The sequence below is a fragment of the Cytobacillus sp. FSL R5-0569 genome (genome assembly GCF_038007265.1).
In the GTDB taxonomy this organism is placed as follows: Bacteria; Bacillota; Bacilli; order Bacillales; family Cytobacillaceae; genus Cytobacillus; species Cytobacillus kochii.
Map to the genome: position 1 here is coordinate 1,648,082 of NZ_JBBOWW010000001.1, position 18,264 is coordinate 1,666,345.

Below are 18,264 nucleotides of genomic sequence, written 5' to 3' on the forward strand. Positions count from 1 at the left end.
TCATAAAGGCATATTTTTTTTGTTCGTGGGCATACAAAAAATAGTAACTTTATTGGTGCCTTAAGGAGTTTTTTATATGAAATTAATTGATGTATTTAACTTATTACAAAAGGACTTAAAAGATAGTGGTCATGAAGTAGTGAAAGGTTTAACTACAGATTCAAGGAAAGTAAAACGAGGATATTTATTTATTGCCATTTCCGGTTTTGAAAAGGATGGGCATAAATATATAGAAGAAGCAATTAAAAATGGAGCGATTGCTGTGATAGGGGAAAAGCGATTATCGCTCACTGTTCCGTATATTGCAGTTCAAGATTCTAGGAAAACATTAGGCATTTTAGCAAGCATATTTTATGCCCACCCCAGCAAAAAACATCGCTTAATTGGGATAACGGGCACAAATGGTAAAACAACTACAGCCTATCTCATCCACCATCTCATCAAAGAAGCAGGGTATTCTTGTGGAATGATAGGCACGATAGAAAATAATATTAATAACCAAACAAGAAAAGCTAAAAATACAACTCCAGACGCTTTAGAACTACAATCTTTATTAGCTGAAAGTATGGATGATTTTATCATACTAGAAATTTCATCCCATGCACTCCATCAACATCGTACAGAAGGATTACTGCTTGATATAGCTATTTTTACAAATTTAACTCATGATCATATGGACTATCATCATACGATTGAAGAGTATTACAGCGAGAAAAAGAAAATCTTTTCTTTATTAAAAGATGAAGGCGTTGGATTAGTCAACATTGAGGATACATGGGGGGCGAAAATAGCACTTGAGCAGGAACATAATAAAATAAAAACAATTGGTAAAGCTGGCGATTATGATCTGCAGCTCACGTTTAAAGATGCAAAATATCAGTTAAAAATATCAAGTGTTAAAAAAGATACTATTGTAGCAGATTCACCATTACCGGGGAAACATAATCTTTATAATACAGCTATCGCTATTGCTGCTTGTTTAGAATCGGGCATATCAAAAGAGGTAATATCGCAAGGATTAATGAATTTTAGAGGAGTACCTGGCAGATGGGAGAAATATTACAATAAGAAAGGGGCCGTATTTATTATTGATTATGCTCATACAGAAGATGCTCTCATCTACCTTCTCCAAACAGCTAAGGAAAATAGAGCGAAAAAAATATATATGGTTTTTGGATTTCGAGGAAAAAGGGATAAAAGCAAGCGAATTAAAATGGTTAAGGTGGCATCTACTTATTGTCGGCAGTTTATCCTTACATTAGATGATATAAATGGGGAGAGTAAAACGGTTGTAGAAGAAGAATTATATAACTTAACAAAACCATTTACAAATGGGGAAGTCATAATGGATCGCACTATGGCTATAAAGAAAATGTGGGAAATAGGAGGAAGTGGTGATTGGATATTTGTTATTGGGAAGGGGCATGAGAATTACCAAGATATTTTTCACCTTCAAACGAAAAATGACATTGAAACCATCCAATATTTAATAGAATGGGAAAAAGGTGAAGATCGTTAATATTTACTCCTCACTTTTAGCTAATAACTGTAAATGATCAGTGACAATTGCGTCTATATCCCAACACCTTACACTAGCTAATTGTTTTTTAGTATTAATTGTCCAGATAATTGTTCGTAATTGAGCTTGTTTTATTGCGGACATCACTTTTTTGTTAACCATTGTCCACTTCAAACTCACATAATCAAATTCCTGTGCTATTCTTTTTATGTCTTTAGTTTGAAGGGGGTAATTGACTAATAAGGCCAATTTCACCGAGGGCATGAGCGTTTTTATCTTCCTTAGTGAGTCGAGGTTGAAAGACTGAATTATGATTGAATCAGTAGAATATTGCATAAGTAAAGAATGTAGTAAGCTTTCAATGCCTGGGTTTTTTTCAGGCTTTTTTAATTCAATTAAAACACCTATCTGATTGTAATATTTATTCAATACATCTTTGAGTAATGGAATTTTTTCACCTTGGAATGTTGGAGAGAACCAACTTCCGGCATCAAATTGGCATAACTCTTCATATGTATAATCAGATACTTTACCTGTCCCATTTGTAGTTCGATCAATTGTTGCATCATGTATGACAACGATTTGTCGGTCTTTAGTTAACTGGATATCTAATTCAATCATGTCAGCACCTAATTGAAGCGCACGCTCAAAAGCAATCATGGTATTCTCTGGACATGTTCCGGCAGCACCTCTATGAGCAATTTTTTGAAAGCTGGGATGAAAGAACTTGTTTTGTTTCTTAAACATTAATGCCAATTTAGCATTAATCGTATGATAAGCTCTTCTCACTTGTCTCATTCTGATGCCCCTTTCTCATGATTTTTGCTTATCGTAAATGACGATGACACCTGTTGTCAATCCCAGTCCTCATATTTAATTTTACCACCAGTCAATGCGATTGTTTGATGTTCCCCTTGATATATTAGCTTACCATCCTTCTTTACTACTAATTTTTCATAGGTAAACACTTTTTGTCCTGAAGGTAGTTGAACAACAATTTTCTCGCCATAATCAGTCTTAGGTGCTTCAATAACAATGATACTTCTACTATAAAAGTAAAGGGATGTAATAGCAGTAATCATAAGTGTTATGAGAAGAATCAGTAATTTATCTAAATTAAAATGTTGCTTTCTATTCCTTTCTTGACGTGTCAAACAGTTCCCTCCTATTCTATATTCAACATATTCAGATGGAAGAAAATCATGACAAATAATGAAATATTTGAAACCTATCGCCCGCTCATTCGTATGTATGTTACAACCTATTTTTATACGAGGGGGAGTGTGAATTTGTGTGAAAGAAAGGAAAAGTATAGAAAACAAGGATGATGATGATGGAAGTTTTTAACCTATCCGTTGAAACACTGTATTTGTATGCGTTGATTATCTCAGGTGTACTAATTATTCTTTTATTCTTTTTTGGGGATGTATTAGGTGGAATAGAGGAAGCTAGCCCTTTTCTTAATCCAATATTAATACTTGCCTTTATCGTCTTTTTATCAGCAAGTGGTTATTTATTTGAAGTATTAACTTCGTTGAATAGTATTCTCATTGCATTAATCTCTGTAATTATTGCCTTTATTTTTTCCGTACTATTAAATGTGTTTATACTTGTTCCAATGTCATCTGCTGAAGAATCGCTTGTCTATTCAGAAGACTCGTTAAGGGGACGGGTAGGAGTTATTATCATTCCAATCCCAGAAAAGGGCTATGGTGAAGTATTGATTGAGAGCTATTCAGGTAGAATTTCTAAAACAGCTGAAAGCCTTAATGGGCAGGCAATCGCTAATGGCGAAAAAGTATTAGTCATTGAGGTAAAAGAAAGTCGAGTCATTGTTACGACACATGAACAGATATAAAGGAGGAGAAACTTATGCTTTTAATATGGATTGTTATTGGAATTGTAGCGGTTTTAATTGTTGCGCTATTAGGAATTTTTGTTACGAAATATCGTACTGCTGGACCAGATGAAGCTTTAATTGTGACAGGTAGTTATTTGGGTAGTAAGAATGTACATGTTGATGAAGCAGGTAATCGTATTAAAATTATTCGGGGTGGAGGAGCGTTTGTATTACCTGTTTTCCAGCAAGCAGAGCCTCTTAGCTTATTATCAAGCAAATTAGAAGTCTCAACTCCAGAAGTATATACCGAACAAGGTGTGCCTGTTATGGCAGATGGAACGGCTATTATTAAGATTGGTGGCTCGATTGGTGAAATTGCGACTGCGGCAGAACAATTCTTAGGTAAAACGAAAGAAGATCGTGAAAATGAAGCGAAAGAAGTATTAGAAGGTCATTTACGCTCAATACTTGGTTCAATGACAGTTGAAGAAATTTACAAAAACCGTGATAAATTTTCACAAGAAGTTCAGCGTGTCGCTTCACAAGACTTAGCGAAAATGGGTTTAATTATCGTTTCATTTACTATCAAAGATGTAAGAGATAAAAATGGCTATCTGGATTCATTAGGTAAACCGAGGATTGCACAGGTGAGAAGAGATGCAGACATTGCTACGGCAGAAGCAGAAAAAGAAACGCGAATAAAGCGAGCAGAAGCCGATAAAGATGCACAAAAAGCAGAATTAGAAAGAGCGACGGAAATCGCTGAGGCAGAAAAAGAGAATCAAATGAAAATGGCGGATTATCGTCGTGATCAAGATATCGCTAAGGCACGTGCTGACCAAGCCTATGATTTAGAAACAGCGAGAGCTAAACAAGAAGTAACAGAGCAAGAAATGCAAATAAAAATTATTGAAAGACAGAAATCGATTGAATTAGAAGAAAAGGAAATACTACGAAGAGAAAGACAGTATGATTCCGAAGTCAAGAAAAAGGCAGACGCAGATCGTTATTCAGTGGAACAGTCAGCAGAAGCTGAAAAACGGAAACAAATTGCCCAAGCAGATGCGCATCAATATCGAATAGAATCAGAGGCGCGTGCAGAAGCAGAAAGGGTACGTGCAGATGGGTTAGCCAAAGCAGAAGCACAAAAGGCACAAGGTGAGTCAGAAGCAGAAATTATACGCTTGAAAGGTTTAGCAGAAGCAGAAGCAAAAAGGAAAATCGCTGAGGCATTTGAGCAGTACGGGCATGCGGCGATTATGGATATGGTTATTCAAATGTTACCAGCATATGCGAAAGAAGTGGCAAGTCCTCTTTCTAATATTGATAAAATTACAGTTGTAGATACTGGTAGTGGAGCAAAAGGTGGAGCGAATAAAGTGACAGGCTATGCCACTGACTTAATGACAACAATGCAAGAATCTGTGAAGGCATCGTCAGGCTTGGATATTAAGGAATTAATCGAAAATTTCTCAGGCAAATCTAATATTAAACAAAGCATTGAGCAATTAGGTATGGATATTAAAACGGAAAATCATAAAAAAGAAGCGTAATAGTGGGTAAAAAAACAGCAGTGAGCCTTAACTCACTGCTGTTTTGCATTCATTTATTCAGCTGTTTTTAAATCTTCAATAGAATCAATATCCATATATTCAGGTACAACTATTCCTAATTTCGTTCCTTCTAAGTTAGAACCTAGATCTTCAAATTTACCTTCAAATTTCTCATAATAATCAGCATGAGTTAAAGGTAACCATCCAGCAACATGGGCATCAAGACTACCTTCAGCAACACCAGTCCACATTGGACCCGCCTCAACTTGACTAATATTCACATCGTAACCTAAATCAGTCAAAACTTTACTGATAACATTCGTACTTGCGATTTCAGTATCCCAAGCAACATAGCCTAAGCTAAGTTTTTCACCATCAACTGAATCAACACCATCAGTCCATTCAGATACGAGGTCTTGGTTATTCTCAACCCATTCAGCCGCTGCTTCTGCAGGATCTTGTCCTTCCGAAATCTTCACCATCACATCATTCATGTGTTCTTCAGTCCAATTGAAAGCATCTAATACTTGATAAGCGCTTGGTTTGTCTTCAGCTAGACCATTTCTAACGATTGTATTGATATTTTCCTCTTCTCCAAAAGTACCTTTAGGGTCTTCTAAATATTTTAGATCAAATTGTGAGAACATCCAATGTGGACTCCAGCCTGTAATAATAATAGGTTCTTCAGCATTATAAGCCTTTTTCAATGAAGCTGTCATTGCCGCACTAGAGCCTTCAACTAAAGTCCAATCACTTAATTCATATTCTTCAAGTGTTGTATTTGCCGCCTTCATAATGCCTGCACCAGGATCGATACCGATAATTTCGTGATCAACCTGATCTCCTACAGTTGCATTTTCGTCGGTTTCATTTGATCCACATGCTGCTAAGCCTAATGCGACAGCTGGAACCATTAAGTAAGATAGCCATTTTTTCTTCATGTTAAAGTCCTCCTAGTTTTTTTTCTTTCCTATATTTTGAGTAAGCCTGTCAAGGATAATAGCCATAACGACAATCGCAAGACCTGCTTCAAAACCTGTACCAATTTGAATCTGTGTTACTGCACGATAAACATCCGCACCTAAACCTGGCGCACCAACCATTGATGCGATAACAACCATTGATAAAGAAAGCATAATACTTTGGTTTATACCTGCCATAATCGTAGGTGTTGCTAACGGTAGTTGTACCTTTAGTAATCGTTGTTTTACAGTTGATCCAAAAGCTTCAGTTGCTTCAATAATATCGGTAGGGACTTGTTGAATCCCAAGAATGGTTAAACGGATAGTTGGTGGTACGGCAAAAATAACAGAGGCAACTACACCTGGTACAACCCCAATACTAAAGAAGAATATAGCTGGAATTAAATAAACGAATGCCGGCATAGTCTGCATAAAGTCAAGAATGGGTGTAACAATTTGTTGCACAGTTCTTTTTTGTGAAGCCCAAACACCTATTGGTAGTCCAATAATGACGGTAATAATAACCGATGTTAAGACAAGGGATAGGGTTTGTAACATACCTTCCCAATAGCCGAGATTTTGTATTAATAACAGTCCAATCAATGTGAAAAGAGCAATGCCCTTGCTAGCCAATTTCCACGCGAGGATTGCTAAAATAATGATTAAAATCAATGCTGGGATAGCCATTAACACTGTATTCATACCATTTACAATCGCTTCAAGTGCAATTGTAATACCGTCAAATACAATCGCAAAAGTAACAGTCAGCCAATCTACAAAGGCATCTATCCAGCTAGCGACGGGAATTTTAGGAATAAAGCTTTCTTCCATGATTAGTACACCTCCTTAATAGATTGATCTTGAGTTGTACTCGTATCATGTTCAAAATCATTAATGGCATCGTTATTGCCTGCGAGTGCAGCAATTACCGCACCACGAACGAGAATACCGTTCAAGCGGCCATTTTCGTTTACCACAGCTACAGGAATGGAGGCAGTAGAAACAATATCAAAGAGATCTGTAAGTACGGTATCTTCCGTTACTGTTTGATAACTTGTATCTAATATCTCTTCGATGGTTTTTCCTGAATCAACTGCTTCTTTTGCTGCTGTTGCATGGACAATACCGCGAATATTTTTCTTTTTATCAACAGCATAAATACTTGAAATACCTAGTTTCTTCATTAGTTGTAGGGCTACTCTTGGCCCTTTATCTACCTGTACGGTTTCCGCTCTCTTCATTACATGTTGAGCTGTAAGTACTTTCGATAAATCCACATCTTCAACGAATCTTTCAACATATTGATTAGATGGGTTCATCAGAATCTCTTCAGGTGTACCAATTTGTACAATGGCACCATCTTTCATCAACGCAATTCTATCCCCGATTCTTAGCGCTTCATCTAAGTCATGTGTAATGAAGACAATCGTTTTTGCCATCGAGCTTTGTAAATCAAGGAGTTCATCTTGCATATCTTTTCGAATTAATGGGTCAAGAGCGCTAAAAGCTTCATCCATTAATAAAATATCAGTATCATTTGCTAAAGCTCTTGCTAACCCAACACGCTGTTGCATACCACCACTTAGTTGATCAGGATATTGATTCTCATAACCTTCAAGTCCAACAAGTTTTAATGCATCAAGTGCTTTTTGTTTACGGTTATCCTTGGCCATTCCTTGAATTTCTAAGCCATATTCTGTATTTTCTAGAATGGTACGATGGGGGAGTAGGGCAAACTTTTGAAAAACCATGCTTATTTTCTTTCTTCGAGTTTCTCTTAGTTCGTCCTTGGACATTTTTGTAATGTTCTTTCCATCAATATAAATGTCTCCAGTTGTTGGTTCGATGAGTCGGTTGAGGGTTCTTACTAATGTAGATTTACCACTACCAGAAAGTCCCATTATGACGAAGATTTCACTATCATAAACATCAAAATTGGCTTGGTTAACACCAATGGTTGCACCGGTCTGTTTAAGAATTTCATTTTTACTTTGACCCTCATTTAACAGTTGAGTGGCCTTTTTAGTGTTTTTGCCAAATATTTTTGATACTTGACTCACGCTAATTTTTTTTGCTCTCTCATCCATTGTTTCACCTCGTTTAACTTGTATATGTTTGTTTTTACAGGATTTGGATCATATTCGAATGAAAAAATGGTTTTTTCTTATTAGGTACTTTTTGTATTTACCTACTTTGTGAAATATATGGAATCAAACCGTTATATTATTAATTATTTTGTAACAAAAACTACAAAATGAGACAATTTTCATCATTCTTAATTATGAATCCCCGTTCTATTTTCCTGTGAATTACGACCTCCTTAATTGTAGGAGTTTAAAGAAATAAGAGCAAAGTTCATATATGAGCATATTCTATAATATAGTTTGTACAGTAAAAACTGTACGAACTGTATACAGTGAATTCTTATAAATGCTCTTGAATGCTCGATATTCCAATTGAAGTGCTTTCTTTACATAGGAGGAAAAAATGATAAGCTAAAATTATAAATTTCTCGACATGACAAGTTTTAGTTAACTATAATGAACAATAATAAATATCAATGAAATAAAAATGGGTGTGATGATGAAACAATGTATGAAGAAAGGTTAGACAAAGCCAGAGAAAGAGTAATTGAAACCATTTCTCAAAATATGAATCTTTACGGGATAACACCATCTGTAGGTAGGTTATATGGTTTATTATATTTTCAAGCAAAACCAATGACGTTAGATGAAATGAAAGAAGAATTAGGTATGAGTAAAACCAGTATGAGTACCTCTGTAAGAAATTTATTAGAATTAAAAATGGTGGAAAAAGTATGGAGAAAAGGGTCAAGAAAAGATCAGTATCAAGCTGAAGAAGATTGGCATCAAACTTTTGTTGATCTTTTTACAACGAAGTGGAGACCGAGTATTTCCATGAATATTTCCGCAATCGAGAAATCATTAAAGGAAATCAATTTATTAATAGAAGAGGAAAATGCCCCAGAAGAGGTTTTAGCAGCAGCTCGTGAAGATGTAACAAAATTACATGAGGCCCTAAATTATTATGATTGGCTAGGGCGATTAGTGAATAGTTTTGAAACAGGTGAAATTTATCAACTTGTGCCAAAGGAAAGAAATTCTTAAATAACGTTTTCTATAATTACTACCCCATCAATATATGTTGTTGTTACGTAACAACAACAATATAACTAAAAAAGAAACAAAGCTCCTTTTTCTTCAAATGAATTTTTGAAAAAGGAGTTTGTCTACACTCTGAAAGCCACAGCTCTTGTTTCTGTGGCTTTTTATGTTGGTTCACATAAAATGTGGTCTCAGTCACTGAGATAGAAGGGGTGGGCAAAAAAGGAGCGTCTCAATATGGAGAATCACGGTTCTCAGGAGAAAAGAAAGATAGCTTCATAGGTGCATACATAACTTATAATGTTAGCTTAACATTAAACATGCGCTGCATTCAGAGAGTATGGAGATATTAGGAAACGTCGAGCGGAATGGACATGCGCTATTCAGAAGGAAATCGATGAATGAGTGCTTCGCAAAAGGGGTTAGCAGGTCACTCAGAAGGAAAACGAGGAGTGAGTGCTTCGCAAAAGGGGCTAGCAAGTCCCTCAGAAGGAAAACTAGGAGTGAGTGCTTTGCAAAAGGGATTAGTAGTTCACTCAGCAGGAAATCGAAGAGTGAGTGCTCTGCAAAAGGGATTAGCAAGTCCTTCAAAAGGAAACCGAAGAGTGAGTGCTTCGTAAAAGGGATTAGCAGGTCACTCAGAAGAAAATTGATAAATGAGCGCTTCGCAAAAGGGGTTAGCAAGTCCCTCAGAAGGAAACCGAAGAGTGAGTGCTTCGCAAAAAGGATTAGCAGTTCACTCAGAAGAAAATTGATAAATGAGTGCTTTGTAAAAGTGATTAGCAGGTCCCTCAGAAGGAAATCGATGAATGAGAGCTTCGCAAAAGGGGTTAGCAGGTCCCTCAGAAGGAAACCGAAGAGTGAGTGCTTTGCAAAAGGGATTAGCAGTTCACTCAGAAGAAAATTGATAAATGAGTGCCTCGCAAAAGGGATTAGCAGGTCACTCAGAAGAAAATCGGTGAATGAGTGCTTCGCAAAAGGGGTTAGCAAGTCACTCAGAAGGAAACCGAAGAGTGAGTGCCTCGCAAAAGGGGTTAGCAAGTCATTCAGAAGGAAACCGAAGAGTGAGTGCTTCGCAAAAGGGGTTAGCAAGTCCCTCAGAAAGAAACCGAAGAGTGAGTGCCTCGCAAAAGGGATTAGCAGGTCACTCAGAAGAAAATCGGTGAATGAGTGCTTCGCAAAAGGGGTTAGCAAGTCACTCAGAAGGAAACCGAAGAGTGAGTGCTTTGCAAAAGGGATTAGCAGTTCACTCAGAAGGAAACCGAAGAGTGAGTGCTCTGCAAAAGGGATTAGCAAGTCCCTCAAAAGGAAACCGAAGAGTGAGTGCTTTGCAAAAGGGATTAGCAGTTCACTCAGAAGGAAATCGAAGAGTGAGTGCCTCGCAAAAGGGATTAGCAGGTCACTCAGAAGAAAATCGGTGAATGAGAGCTTCGCAAAAGGGGTTAGCAAGTCACTCAGAAAGAAACAGAAGAGTGAGTGCCTCGCAAAAGGGATTAGCAAGTCATTCAGAAGGAAACCGAAGAGTGAGTGCCTCGCAAAAGGGATTAGCAGGTCACTCAGAAGAAAATCGGTGAATGAGAGCTTCGCAAAAGGGGTTAGCAAGTCACTCAGAAAGAAACCGAAGAGTGAGTGCTTCGTAAAAGGGATTAGCAGTTCACTCAGAAGAAAATTGATAAATGAGAGCTTCGCAAAAGGGGTTAGCAAGTCCCTCAGAAGGAAATCGAAGAGTGAGTGCTTCGCAAAAGGGGTTAGCAAGTCCCTCAGAAGGAAACCGAAGAGTGAGTGCCTCGCAAAAGGGATTAGCAGGTTACTCAGAAGGAAATCGGTGAATGAGAGTTTCGCAAAAGGGACTAGCAAGTCCCTCAGAAGGAAACCGAAGAGTGAGTACTTCGCAAAGTGAATTAGCAAGTCATTCAGAAGGAACTCCATAAATGAGTGCTTCGCAAAATAGGTTTGCCCGGCATTCAGAACGTAAACCAGAAGAGAAAGCCGAGCAATTTATATATAAACCGGTAAGAGTTGGATGGAGGGGTTCAAGAGACAGAAGATACACTCCTCTTGGATAAGCCTATAGTTATTTGCCCTAAAAATGTGCATTTGACTATCGCACATATTAGGTTAGTTGAATAGGATATATAGAATCAAGATAAAGGAGGTTATTCAAATGTCAGAAGGATTTGGATACGGTGGAGGCTTTGCACTCCTAGTTGTTTTATTTATTTTGTTAGTGATTATTGGAGCTTCTTGGGGATACGGTGGCTGCTGCTAATCACCTAATGGTTTTGGGATAAAGGGTAAATATAAAAAATAGGAGGAGATCTTTTTATGTATGGTTACGGTGGAGGCTGCGGTTATGGCGGTTACGGATACGGTGGCGGATGTGGCGGTTTCGGTGGCGGTTTTGCACTGATCGTTGTATTATTCATCCTTTTAATCATCGTTGGAGCTGCTTGTTTTAGATAATTGCTAAATAAAAAGAGGGGATGCCAATAAAGGCATCTCCCTCTTTTTATTTCATTTGGGCAAAATAATTAATCTATTGGTGCATTAATATAAAGTTTTCCTTCAGCGATTTCCGTTGCTTTATTGCCAAAGCTATCTTTAACAGTGACTTCAATTTCTGCACCAGGAGCTACAACATTAGAAGTTGCAGTATAATAACCAACATAGTGACCTGGAGATGTTTCCATAATTGGTAGGTCATTTACGTTTGTGGTTTGTGCACGTAAGTTTGTTAAAGGCATTTTTAATGCAAATGTTGCTTTTAAGCCTGGCTCGCTGTCAAATTCAATTTTCACTGTTTGACCAGCGGCTAATTCTCTATCTTCACCAGGTTGAAGATTTTCAATATCAAGGCTTGAGTATTTGGCTTCAATTGTTACAGTTTCAGTCGAAGAGTTACCCGCTTCGTCAGTAGCAACAACTGTAATTTCGTTTGTACCTTCATCTAATAAAATACGTTTTGAGAATGTACCATCAGATACATTTGCATTTTGGCCATTTACTGTAACAGTATCTAAGTGGTCATCAGAAACCGTTCCTTCTACAGTCACCGCTTCTTTATTTGTTTTCGAACCATCTTCAGGACTAGTAATAGCAAGTGATGGAGCTTCTTGATCTAATGTAATTGTCACTGGCTCTGAAGGATCCGTTTCACCAACCTCGCTTACACCTGTAGCAGTTAAGACATTTTCACCTTCATTTAATTCAACATCTAAGCTGAATTCACCCTCTGCACTAGCAGTTGTTGTTCCAGCTTCTTCATCACCATTGTACACTTTAACATCCACATTTGGTTGTGTTGAACCTTCCACAGTTACTGTTTCTTCATTAGTATAACTTCCATCAGCTGGAGAAGTAATGGTAGGTGATGTTAATTCATAGTTTACTACCGCACGAATCATATAGTTTCCTTCAGCAGCAGGTGAAGCTGACCAAGCGCCACCAACTAATTGGAAGCTTCGTCCAGCGTTATCTCCATTCTCATCTGTTCCTAATCCAGGAGCATTAGGGTTAGGGTCTGTTTGAATATAAACCATGAAGAAATCACCATCTACTGTTACACCTTCAGTGGCAAGATCGACATGTGTCCATTCACCATTTCTTAATGCTGTTGCATCAATAGGTCCAGCTAGTTTTTCACCAGGGGTACCATTGTCTGTTGCATCATAAATCGCAACTTGGAAATCTGTTCCACCAGGTGTTGGAAAAGATGTATCCCAGAATCGGAATAAACCGCCAGTAACCATTGCAGATTCTTGACCCTCTTCAAGACTCATACGAACACCCCAGCCATTGCCAGCATCATAGAATGCACGTGCGTTTTCAGCTGTACCATCATCATAGCCAATTTCACCTTCAAAACCGATGAATGGTTTTAGTTCGATATTTACTTCCACGTTTTCTTCATCAAGTGTAACCGTCACATCTTTACTTGAATAAGAGTTAGCCATTACACGTAGAGTGTATTCACCTTCATAAGCCGTAATTGAATAGTTACCATTTTCATCTGTTGTAACTGGTGTTACTTTTGCATCCTCAACAAGAAGGATAGTTGCTCCAGTAATTGGTTCACCAGTTCTTTCATTTGTTACGGAACCGTTAATTGTTCCTTGCGGTAGTTCATCTAAGACGAAGTTTGCAACTGCTTCTCCATCTGCTTCAACATTTACGGTTTGTGTTTCTGAAGCAAATCCATATGTTTCTGCTAAAAGAGTAAATTCTCCAGCCGCGTGTACTAATTGGTAAGAACCATCAGCAGGGTTCGTATTTACAGATCTACCTGATTCAAGGACACTCACCTTTGCACCAAGTGGTAAAGACATAGGAGTTGCTTTTTTGTCAGATCCTTTTTCAACTGTAGCATTTTCAGTATTAGGTTGGATCTTATCAGCGTTTACTGGTTTCGCGTCTTTTTTTGCTTCAGTTTTCGCATCTTTCTTTTCTAATGTAACTTTTCCAGTTTTCGCAGTTTCAAGAGGTGTGTCTGTTAATGCAACATCATCAATATACCAACCAGGTCTGGTTACAGAACCATCAGTTGTTAAGTTAAAGCCGATATAAATTCTTTGACCTGCATATTCACTTAAATCAACCTGGCCATCAACCCAATCATTTGAAAGATTAGTATATCTAGCAAGTTGAGTCCAATTTTCTTGGTCTGTTGAGACGAAAACATGGCCATAATCATAATTATTTTCAATGTTATACCATTGTTTAAATTGTAAAAAGCTATTTCCTTCTGGTAAATCGATAGGAGGCATAACAAGTGTCATGTTTGCATTACTTGCATATTGACTGTCTAAGCCAGTTGCAAATACTTTTTCTCCAGAGAAAGCACTTTCAGGACCTGTAGTCGGTACCCCCCACTCCCAGTTATTAGCGGCGCCAGAAGAAGTCCAGCCAGCTGGAGTTGATTCAAAGTCTGTTGAATAACCAACTGTAATACCAGGCAATACAGATACCTCATACATATCACTTTCAACAGTGTTTCCACCGAAGTCAGTCACAATGAATTTATAGGAGACAGAAGGTTCAGCAATGTCATCTCCTGGAATAACTGTACTATACGTTCCAGATTTGTAATCCCCACTGTCACGTGCAGCTGTAACTGTTTTTGTGCTTCCATCAGCAGCTGTATATTCAACGGTTACATTTGTTACACTTACATTGTCAGCAGCTGAAACTTCTAGTGGTAAATCCATACCAGCATAAGTTTCTTCAATTGCTTCATGTTCTAATGTTGGCGCTTCTTCATCTTCGCCATCTTTAGCGACAGTACCCTTAATTGTCCCCAATCCATCTAAGATAGAGTTAACAGCATCGTAAGCGTTTACTAATCCATTACCGAAGCCATTGTTAGGTACTTCTGTATATGTTTCATTTGTTAAAGGTATCGCAGTAGAAGAAATAATTTCTTCCATATCTTCAACAGTTAAACTTGCATTCACTTGTCGAAGAAGAGCTGCAACAGCTGCAACATGTGGACCTGCCATGGAAGTCCCGTTCCAGCCACCTTCATATCCACTGCCAGGTACCGATGAGCGGATATTTACACCAGGAGCTGAAATATCTGGTTTAATAATGCCTCCATAAGGGGAAGGTCCTAATAATGAAAAGCTTCCTAGGTTATCATTGATGTCCGTTGCTCCAGTTGTGTACGCTTCTGGTAAGTTACCAGGGTTCGCAACTGAACCAGGACCACCTGGATTAAATAAAGTTGTATTTCCTGCAGAGAATTCAGGGAAGATTTCAGCAGCACGCCATGCTTGAACTACTTCTCTATACCAATCATCGATTCCAGGACCGCCGCCCCAAGAATTGTTAACCACATCTGGCGCCATTGCTGGGTTTGGATTCCCTTCAGCATCTGTAGGGGCTAAAATCCACTCTCCAGCTGCAATTAATTGAGCATCAGAACCGCTACCGCCAGCATCTAATGCTTTAGCAGCAATCCATTCTGCGCCAGGTGCAACACCGATTTGGTTGCCACCGTCTGGCTCAGAACCAACCATAGTACCCGTTACATGTGTACCGTGACCGTGGTCATCATAAGATTCTTCATTGCCACTTACAGCGTCGAAGAAATTGTACTCATGATTTGGTGATTCTGGATTAGCAGGATCAAACCCACGATATTTCTCTTTTAATGCTGGGTGATTCCATTGAACACCTGTGTCAATGGAAGCAACAACTGTACCTGAACCGTCTATGCCCATTTCCCACACAGCAGGTGCTCCGATATGATCAATATTCCATTCAATATTATTGATCTTACCAGCTTCTTCCGCTTTTGCTTGCTCTTCTACCGTTGGTGTATGTAGCTTTCTTGTTTCATTTGGTAGAATTTTTTCCACTTCAGGGAAAGTAGCGAGTTGTTCCATTACATCTTTAGTTGCTGTAACAGCAACAGCATTTACGATAAAGAAAGATTGAACTTCTTTTGCGTTCCCTTTCTTTTCTTGTTTTTCAAGGTAAGAAAGCACATTATCTTGTGATTCAATTGCCACTGTTCTCATATCTGAAACAATAGCTGAACGTTTCATATATTTTGCTTGAGCAGCAGACTGTTTTTGAGCAGCTGCAGCTTTTTCTGCTTTTTGTGCTGATTTTTGAGGATCAGCTTTCTCTTTGAATTTCACTAAAAATGTGACTTGTTCTTCTTTTTTAAATTCTTTCGTCAATGTTTTGCTTATTTTGTTTTCTGCTACTTCACTAGCTGACTTTGCTACAGAGGTACTTACACCTTTATTACTAGCAGAGCTGATGCTAGGAAACATCATTGGCACGATTAAGAAAGCAATCATGGCAATACTTAGTAGACGAAACCAACCATTTTTTCTTTTACGCTTCAAGTAATTCCCCTCCTAAAAATGTTTTCATTATATTTGAATAATCCTTGGTATTCACCTCCTCATATATGAAGGAGTGTTTACTTTTCAAAATAAAAGTAGCTCTCCTTATGATTAACACTCTAGCTAACGAAGGGCTTCAAAGTTGTCGGAAAATGTCGAATTTTTTTGTTCGTTTTTTAAAATGAGTTAATCGTAATAGCGAACAAATCAATAATTAGTACATTTGAAACCAATGCTATGAGAATTTTTGCCGATTCTTTGCTTGTTTTCAAAAAAAAGGACAGATAATTGATCAAATTTTTAGAAAATTAAGTATTTAGTAGTTGTGTTGGAAAATCTTACAATTTTTTATAAGTCTTTTGATTGCGTTCATAAGTATAGGGTCGATAGTAAGAGGGGAGAGATTTGATGTTCGTTCTGTGGGTAAAAAGAAATATTTTTTTGCATATACAATAGTAGAAATAATTGTTACAGGGTATGTTTCACTTAAAAGGAACTAAATAGATAAAGTATAGGAAAATTAGTACGGAGGTTATGGAAAGTTTTTTGTATTAGGTAAATAGTTTCGATTAAAACTGAAAGTAATCTTGTCTTATTTTCTAGAAAAAACTTGTCGCTTTTTTTAGAAAAGGAAAAGAAGGAAAATTCAAGTTTCTTTGGAATTGTAATATGTAGGAAAGATAAAGAAAGGATGAAAAGGGGTTGGGATCAGACGGCCAATCATTTATTGAAATCTATCGTATTTATCATCATCAAATCTTTAGGTTTATTTATTCAATGATTGAGCAACAAGAAACAGCGGAAGATCTAACGCAAGATACATTTATTAAAGCTTTTATGTCAAAAAATCAGGTTGAGCACCCAGACAAAATCCATAGTTGGTTATTCAGTATTGCTAAAAATACGACGATTGATTTTATTAGAAAACAACAGAAGTTACAACATGAGTTATATTTAAATAAAGCTTGGATAAAAAATCATTCTATTCCAGAAAATCAATTTATTCAGGATGAGGGAGTTCATGCGTTATATCAGGCAATAAACCACTTGAAAACGAATTACCGAAATGTATTAGTGTTAAGAAAAATAAAAGAATGTACCATTAAAGAAACTGCAGAAATTTTAGGTTGGAGAGAGGATAAGGTGAGAATTACCACAACGAGAGCTATTAAATCATTAAAGAAAATTTGGAAAAACACATATGGGGATCAATACCATCTATTATGATAGATGGCTTATTTTTTGTCATCAGTATTGTAAAAGTGTATATCTTATTCCTCTAGAGAAGACAAGATATGCGCTTTTAAATCACCTCGCTTTTTACTCCAATAATCGTTTGATTCTCTCCATTTCCTCCTTTTTATTTTCTTGAGGGAAATAAAAAACGCCCAAAGGATTCACCATGGGCGCATATCAAAAATATGAATTGTTTTAAATATGTTCCCTACGCTGCTATGAGACAGATCAGGTTCAAAGGGGTCATCATCTAAAACGGATGAAATCTCAACCAGCAATTACTGCCCCCCCTACATTTTGGTTTATTTGTGTTTTTATTCCACCATTATTGTAGTAGAAGTTTATTATAATGCTAGTCTAAATTAATCTGGGAGAAATATCCTAATTACCCATGGAAAACATTGCGTTTGAAGTAGTCTTTCTATCCATGTTAGTCTTAATTTTGTTATTTTGATTTAAATGTATATATGAATGGAGGAAAAAATGTTGAAACTGATTGCAGTTATCTTTGCAGCAAGTACATTGTTTTTAGTCCATTTCATCCAATCTGCTGATTTACGCGTTTATGCTGAGACATTAGATGTTTATGATATATATGAGGTTAAAGAGGACGAAACAATTACTTCCATTGCTGATCAATTAGAAGTGTCTGAGGAAGAATTAACAATAATGAATCATTTAGAAGATCGAACGGTTCAGAAAGGTGATAAGCTTATCGTTCCTAAAGTAGAGGAAAAGGTAAAGGAAGAAAAGAAGCCTGACATTTCGTTAACATCTGAGGAGCAGGATCTTTTAGCAAGACTTATCCATGCAGAAGCGAAAGGCGAACCGTTTGAAGGAAAGGTAGCTGTTGCAGAAGTTGTGATTAATCGAGTCCAGGACGAACGTTTTCCTGATACCATTCGCGATGTTATTTATGAAAATAAGCAATTTCAACCTGTTGACAATGGTTCGATTAATAAGCCTGCAGATAAAGAAGCAAAAAAAGCAGTAAAACAAGCAATGAAAAATCATGCATTGCCAGATGAAACGGTCTTTTTCCACAATCCAACAATCGTACCGCAATCTTGGTTGAATACGAGAGAAGTTGTTACAGAAATCGGTAATCACCGTTTTTCTATGTAAAGCAAACCCTTCTATCTTATTGAACGAAGATGAACTAATGATAAGGAGCC

Annotated in this window: 18 protein-coding genes, 1 pseudogene and 1 riboswitch; of the genes and pseudogenes, 13 read left to right on the forward strand and 6 right to left on the reverse strand. The window is 37.3% G+C overall.

The window, feature by feature from the left end; translation table 11 throughout:
- Positions 1-76: 76 nt before the first annotated feature.
- Positions 77-1,519, forward strand: coding sequence for a UDP-N-acetylmuramoyl-L-alanyl-D-glutamate--2,6-diaminopimelate ligase (locus MKX78_RS08540; RefSeq protein ID WP_341050496.1), 1,443 nt, complete (start codon positions 77-79; stop codon positions 1,517-1,519).
- 3 nt (positions 1,520-1,522) lie between these two features.
- Here MKX78_RS08540 and MKX78_RS08545 read toward each other — a convergent pair whose 3' ends face one another.
- Both MKX78_RS08545 and MKX78_RS08550 read right to left on the reverse strand, forming a co-directional pair.
- Positions 1,523-2,317, reverse strand: a complete 795-nt coding sequence (locus MKX78_RS08545) for a glycerophosphodiester phosphodiesterase (protein WP_095369750.1) — start codon at positions 2,315-2,317, stop codon at positions 1,523-1,525.
- A 56-nt stretch (positions 2,318-2,373) separates the two neighbouring features.
- Positions 2,374-2,673, reverse strand: coding sequence for a hypothetical protein (locus MKX78_RS08550; RefSeq protein ID WP_095369749.1), 300 nt, complete (start codon positions 2,671-2,673; stop codon positions 2,374-2,376).
- Between the two features lie 179 nt (positions 2,674-2,852).
- Between MKX78_RS08550 and MKX78_RS08555 the strand changes: the two genes are divergently transcribed.
- Together MKX78_RS08555 and MKX78_RS08560 are read left to right on the forward strand one after the other, a co-directional pair.
- Positions 2,853-3,377, forward strand: coding sequence for a hypothetical protein (locus MKX78_RS08555; RefSeq protein WP_322909186.1), 525 nt, complete (start codon positions 2,853-2,855; stop codon positions 3,375-3,377).
- Positions 3,378-3,391: 14 nt separating this feature from the next.
- Complete coding sequence (locus MKX78_RS08560; protein ID WP_095369747.1) at positions 3,392-4,912, forward strand: flotillin family protein; 1,521 nt, start codon at positions 3,392-3,394, stop codon at positions 4,910-4,912.
- A gap of 53 nt (positions 4,913-4,965) precedes the next feature.
- Here MKX78_RS08560 and MKX78_RS08565 read toward each other — a convergent pair whose 3' ends face one another.
- From MKX78_RS08565 to MKX78_RS08575, 3 genes are read right to left on the reverse strand one after another with little or no spacing between them, the layout of a single operon-like run.
- Positions 4,966-5,853: a glycine betaine ABC transporter substrate-binding protein gene (locus MKX78_RS08565; protein WP_307314735.1), complete on the reverse strand. Its 888-nt coding sequence runs from the start codon at positions 5,851-5,853 to the stop codon at positions 4,966-4,968.
- A 12-nt stretch (positions 5,854-5,865) separates the two neighbouring features.
- Entirely contained in the window at positions 5,866-6,705 is an 840-nt protein-coding gene (locus MKX78_RS08570) for an ABC transporter permease (protein ID WP_095369745.1), read from the reverse strand.
- 2 nt (positions 6,706-6,707) lie between these two features.
- Positions 6,708-7,961 carry a quaternary amine ABC transporter ATP-binding protein gene (locus MKX78_RS08575; RefSeq protein ID WP_307314733.1) on the reverse strand — a complete coding sequence of 418 codons (1,254 nt, stop codon included), beginning with the start codon at positions 7,959-7,961 and terminating at the stop codon, positions 6,708-6,710.
- 504 nt (positions 7,962-8,465) lie between these two features.
- Here MKX78_RS08575 and MKX78_RS08580 point away from each other — a divergent pair.
- The 8 genes and pseudogenes from MKX78_RS08580 to MKX78_RS08615 all read left to right on the forward strand — a co-directional run.
- Positions 8,466-9,002: a GbsR/MarR family transcriptional regulator gene (locus MKX78_RS08580; protein ID WP_095369743.1), complete on the forward strand. Its 537-nt coding sequence runs from the start codon at positions 8,466-8,468 to the stop codon at positions 9,000-9,002.
- Between the two features lie 398 nt (positions 9,003-9,400).
- Positions 9,401-9,619: a hypothetical protein gene (locus MKX78_RS08585; RefSeq protein WP_341050500.1), complete on the forward strand. Its 219-nt coding sequence runs from the start codon at positions 9,401-9,403 to the stop codon at positions 9,617-9,619.
- Positions 9,620-9,961: 342 nt separating this feature from the next.
- On the forward strand, positions 9,962-10,165 hold the full coding sequence (locus tag MKX78_RS08590; protein ID WP_341050501.1) for a hypothetical protein: 204 nt from the start codon (positions 9,962-9,964) through the stop codon (positions 10,163-10,165).
- Positions 10,166-10,420 carry a hypothetical protein gene (locus MKX78_RS08595; RefSeq protein ID WP_341050503.1) on the forward strand — a complete coding sequence of 85 codons (255 nt, stop codon included), beginning with the start codon at positions 10,166-10,168 and terminating at the stop codon, positions 10,418-10,420.
- A complete protein-coding gene (locus MKX78_RS08600) occupies positions 10,421-10,573 on the forward strand; it encodes a hypothetical protein (RefSeq protein ID WP_341050505.1) in 153 nt (50 codons plus the stop codon). It abuts the gene before it with no gap.
- A gap of 102 nt (positions 10,574-10,675) precedes the next feature.
- A complete protein-coding gene (locus MKX78_RS08605) occupies positions 10,676-10,828 on the forward strand; it encodes a hypothetical protein (protein ID WP_341050508.1) in 153 nt (50 codons plus the stop codon).
- A gap of 335 nt (positions 10,829-11,163) precedes the next feature.
- On the forward strand, positions 11,164-11,268 hold the full coding sequence (locus MKX78_RS08610) for a YjcZ family sporulation protein (RefSeq protein WP_095369741.1): 105 nt from the start codon (positions 11,164-11,166) through the stop codon (positions 11,266-11,268).
- 113 nt (positions 11,269-11,381) lie between these two features.
- Positions 11,382-11,462, forward strand: a pseudogene (locus MKX78_RS08615) (YjcZ family sporulation protein); the annotation flags it as partial.
- A gap of 68 nt (positions 11,463-11,530) precedes the next feature.
- Here MKX78_RS08615 and MKX78_RS08620 read toward each other — a convergent pair.
- Positions 11,531-15,853: a S8 family serine peptidase gene (locus MKX78_RS08620; RefSeq protein ID WP_341050510.1), complete on the reverse strand. Its 4,323-nt coding sequence runs from the start codon at positions 15,851-15,853 to the stop codon at positions 11,531-11,533.
- A 702-nt stretch (positions 15,854-16,555) separates the two neighbouring features.
- Here MKX78_RS08620 and MKX78_RS08625 point away from each other — a divergent pair.
- Positions 16,556-17,080: an RNA polymerase sigma factor gene (locus tag MKX78_RS08625; protein ID WP_307314729.1), complete on the forward strand. Its 525-nt coding sequence runs from the start codon at positions 16,556-16,558 to the stop codon at positions 17,078-17,080.
- A gap of 197 nt (positions 17,081-17,277) precedes the next feature.
- A riboswitch (TPP riboswitch) is annotated at positions 17,278-17,391 on the reverse strand.
- Between the two features lie 181 nt (positions 17,392-17,572).
- On the forward strand, positions 17,573-18,214 hold the full coding sequence (locus MKX78_RS08630) for a cell wall hydrolase (protein WP_180316982.1): 642 nt from the start codon (positions 17,573-17,575) through the stop codon (positions 18,212-18,214).
- The last annotated feature ends 50 nt before the right edge of the window (positions 18,215-18,264 follow it).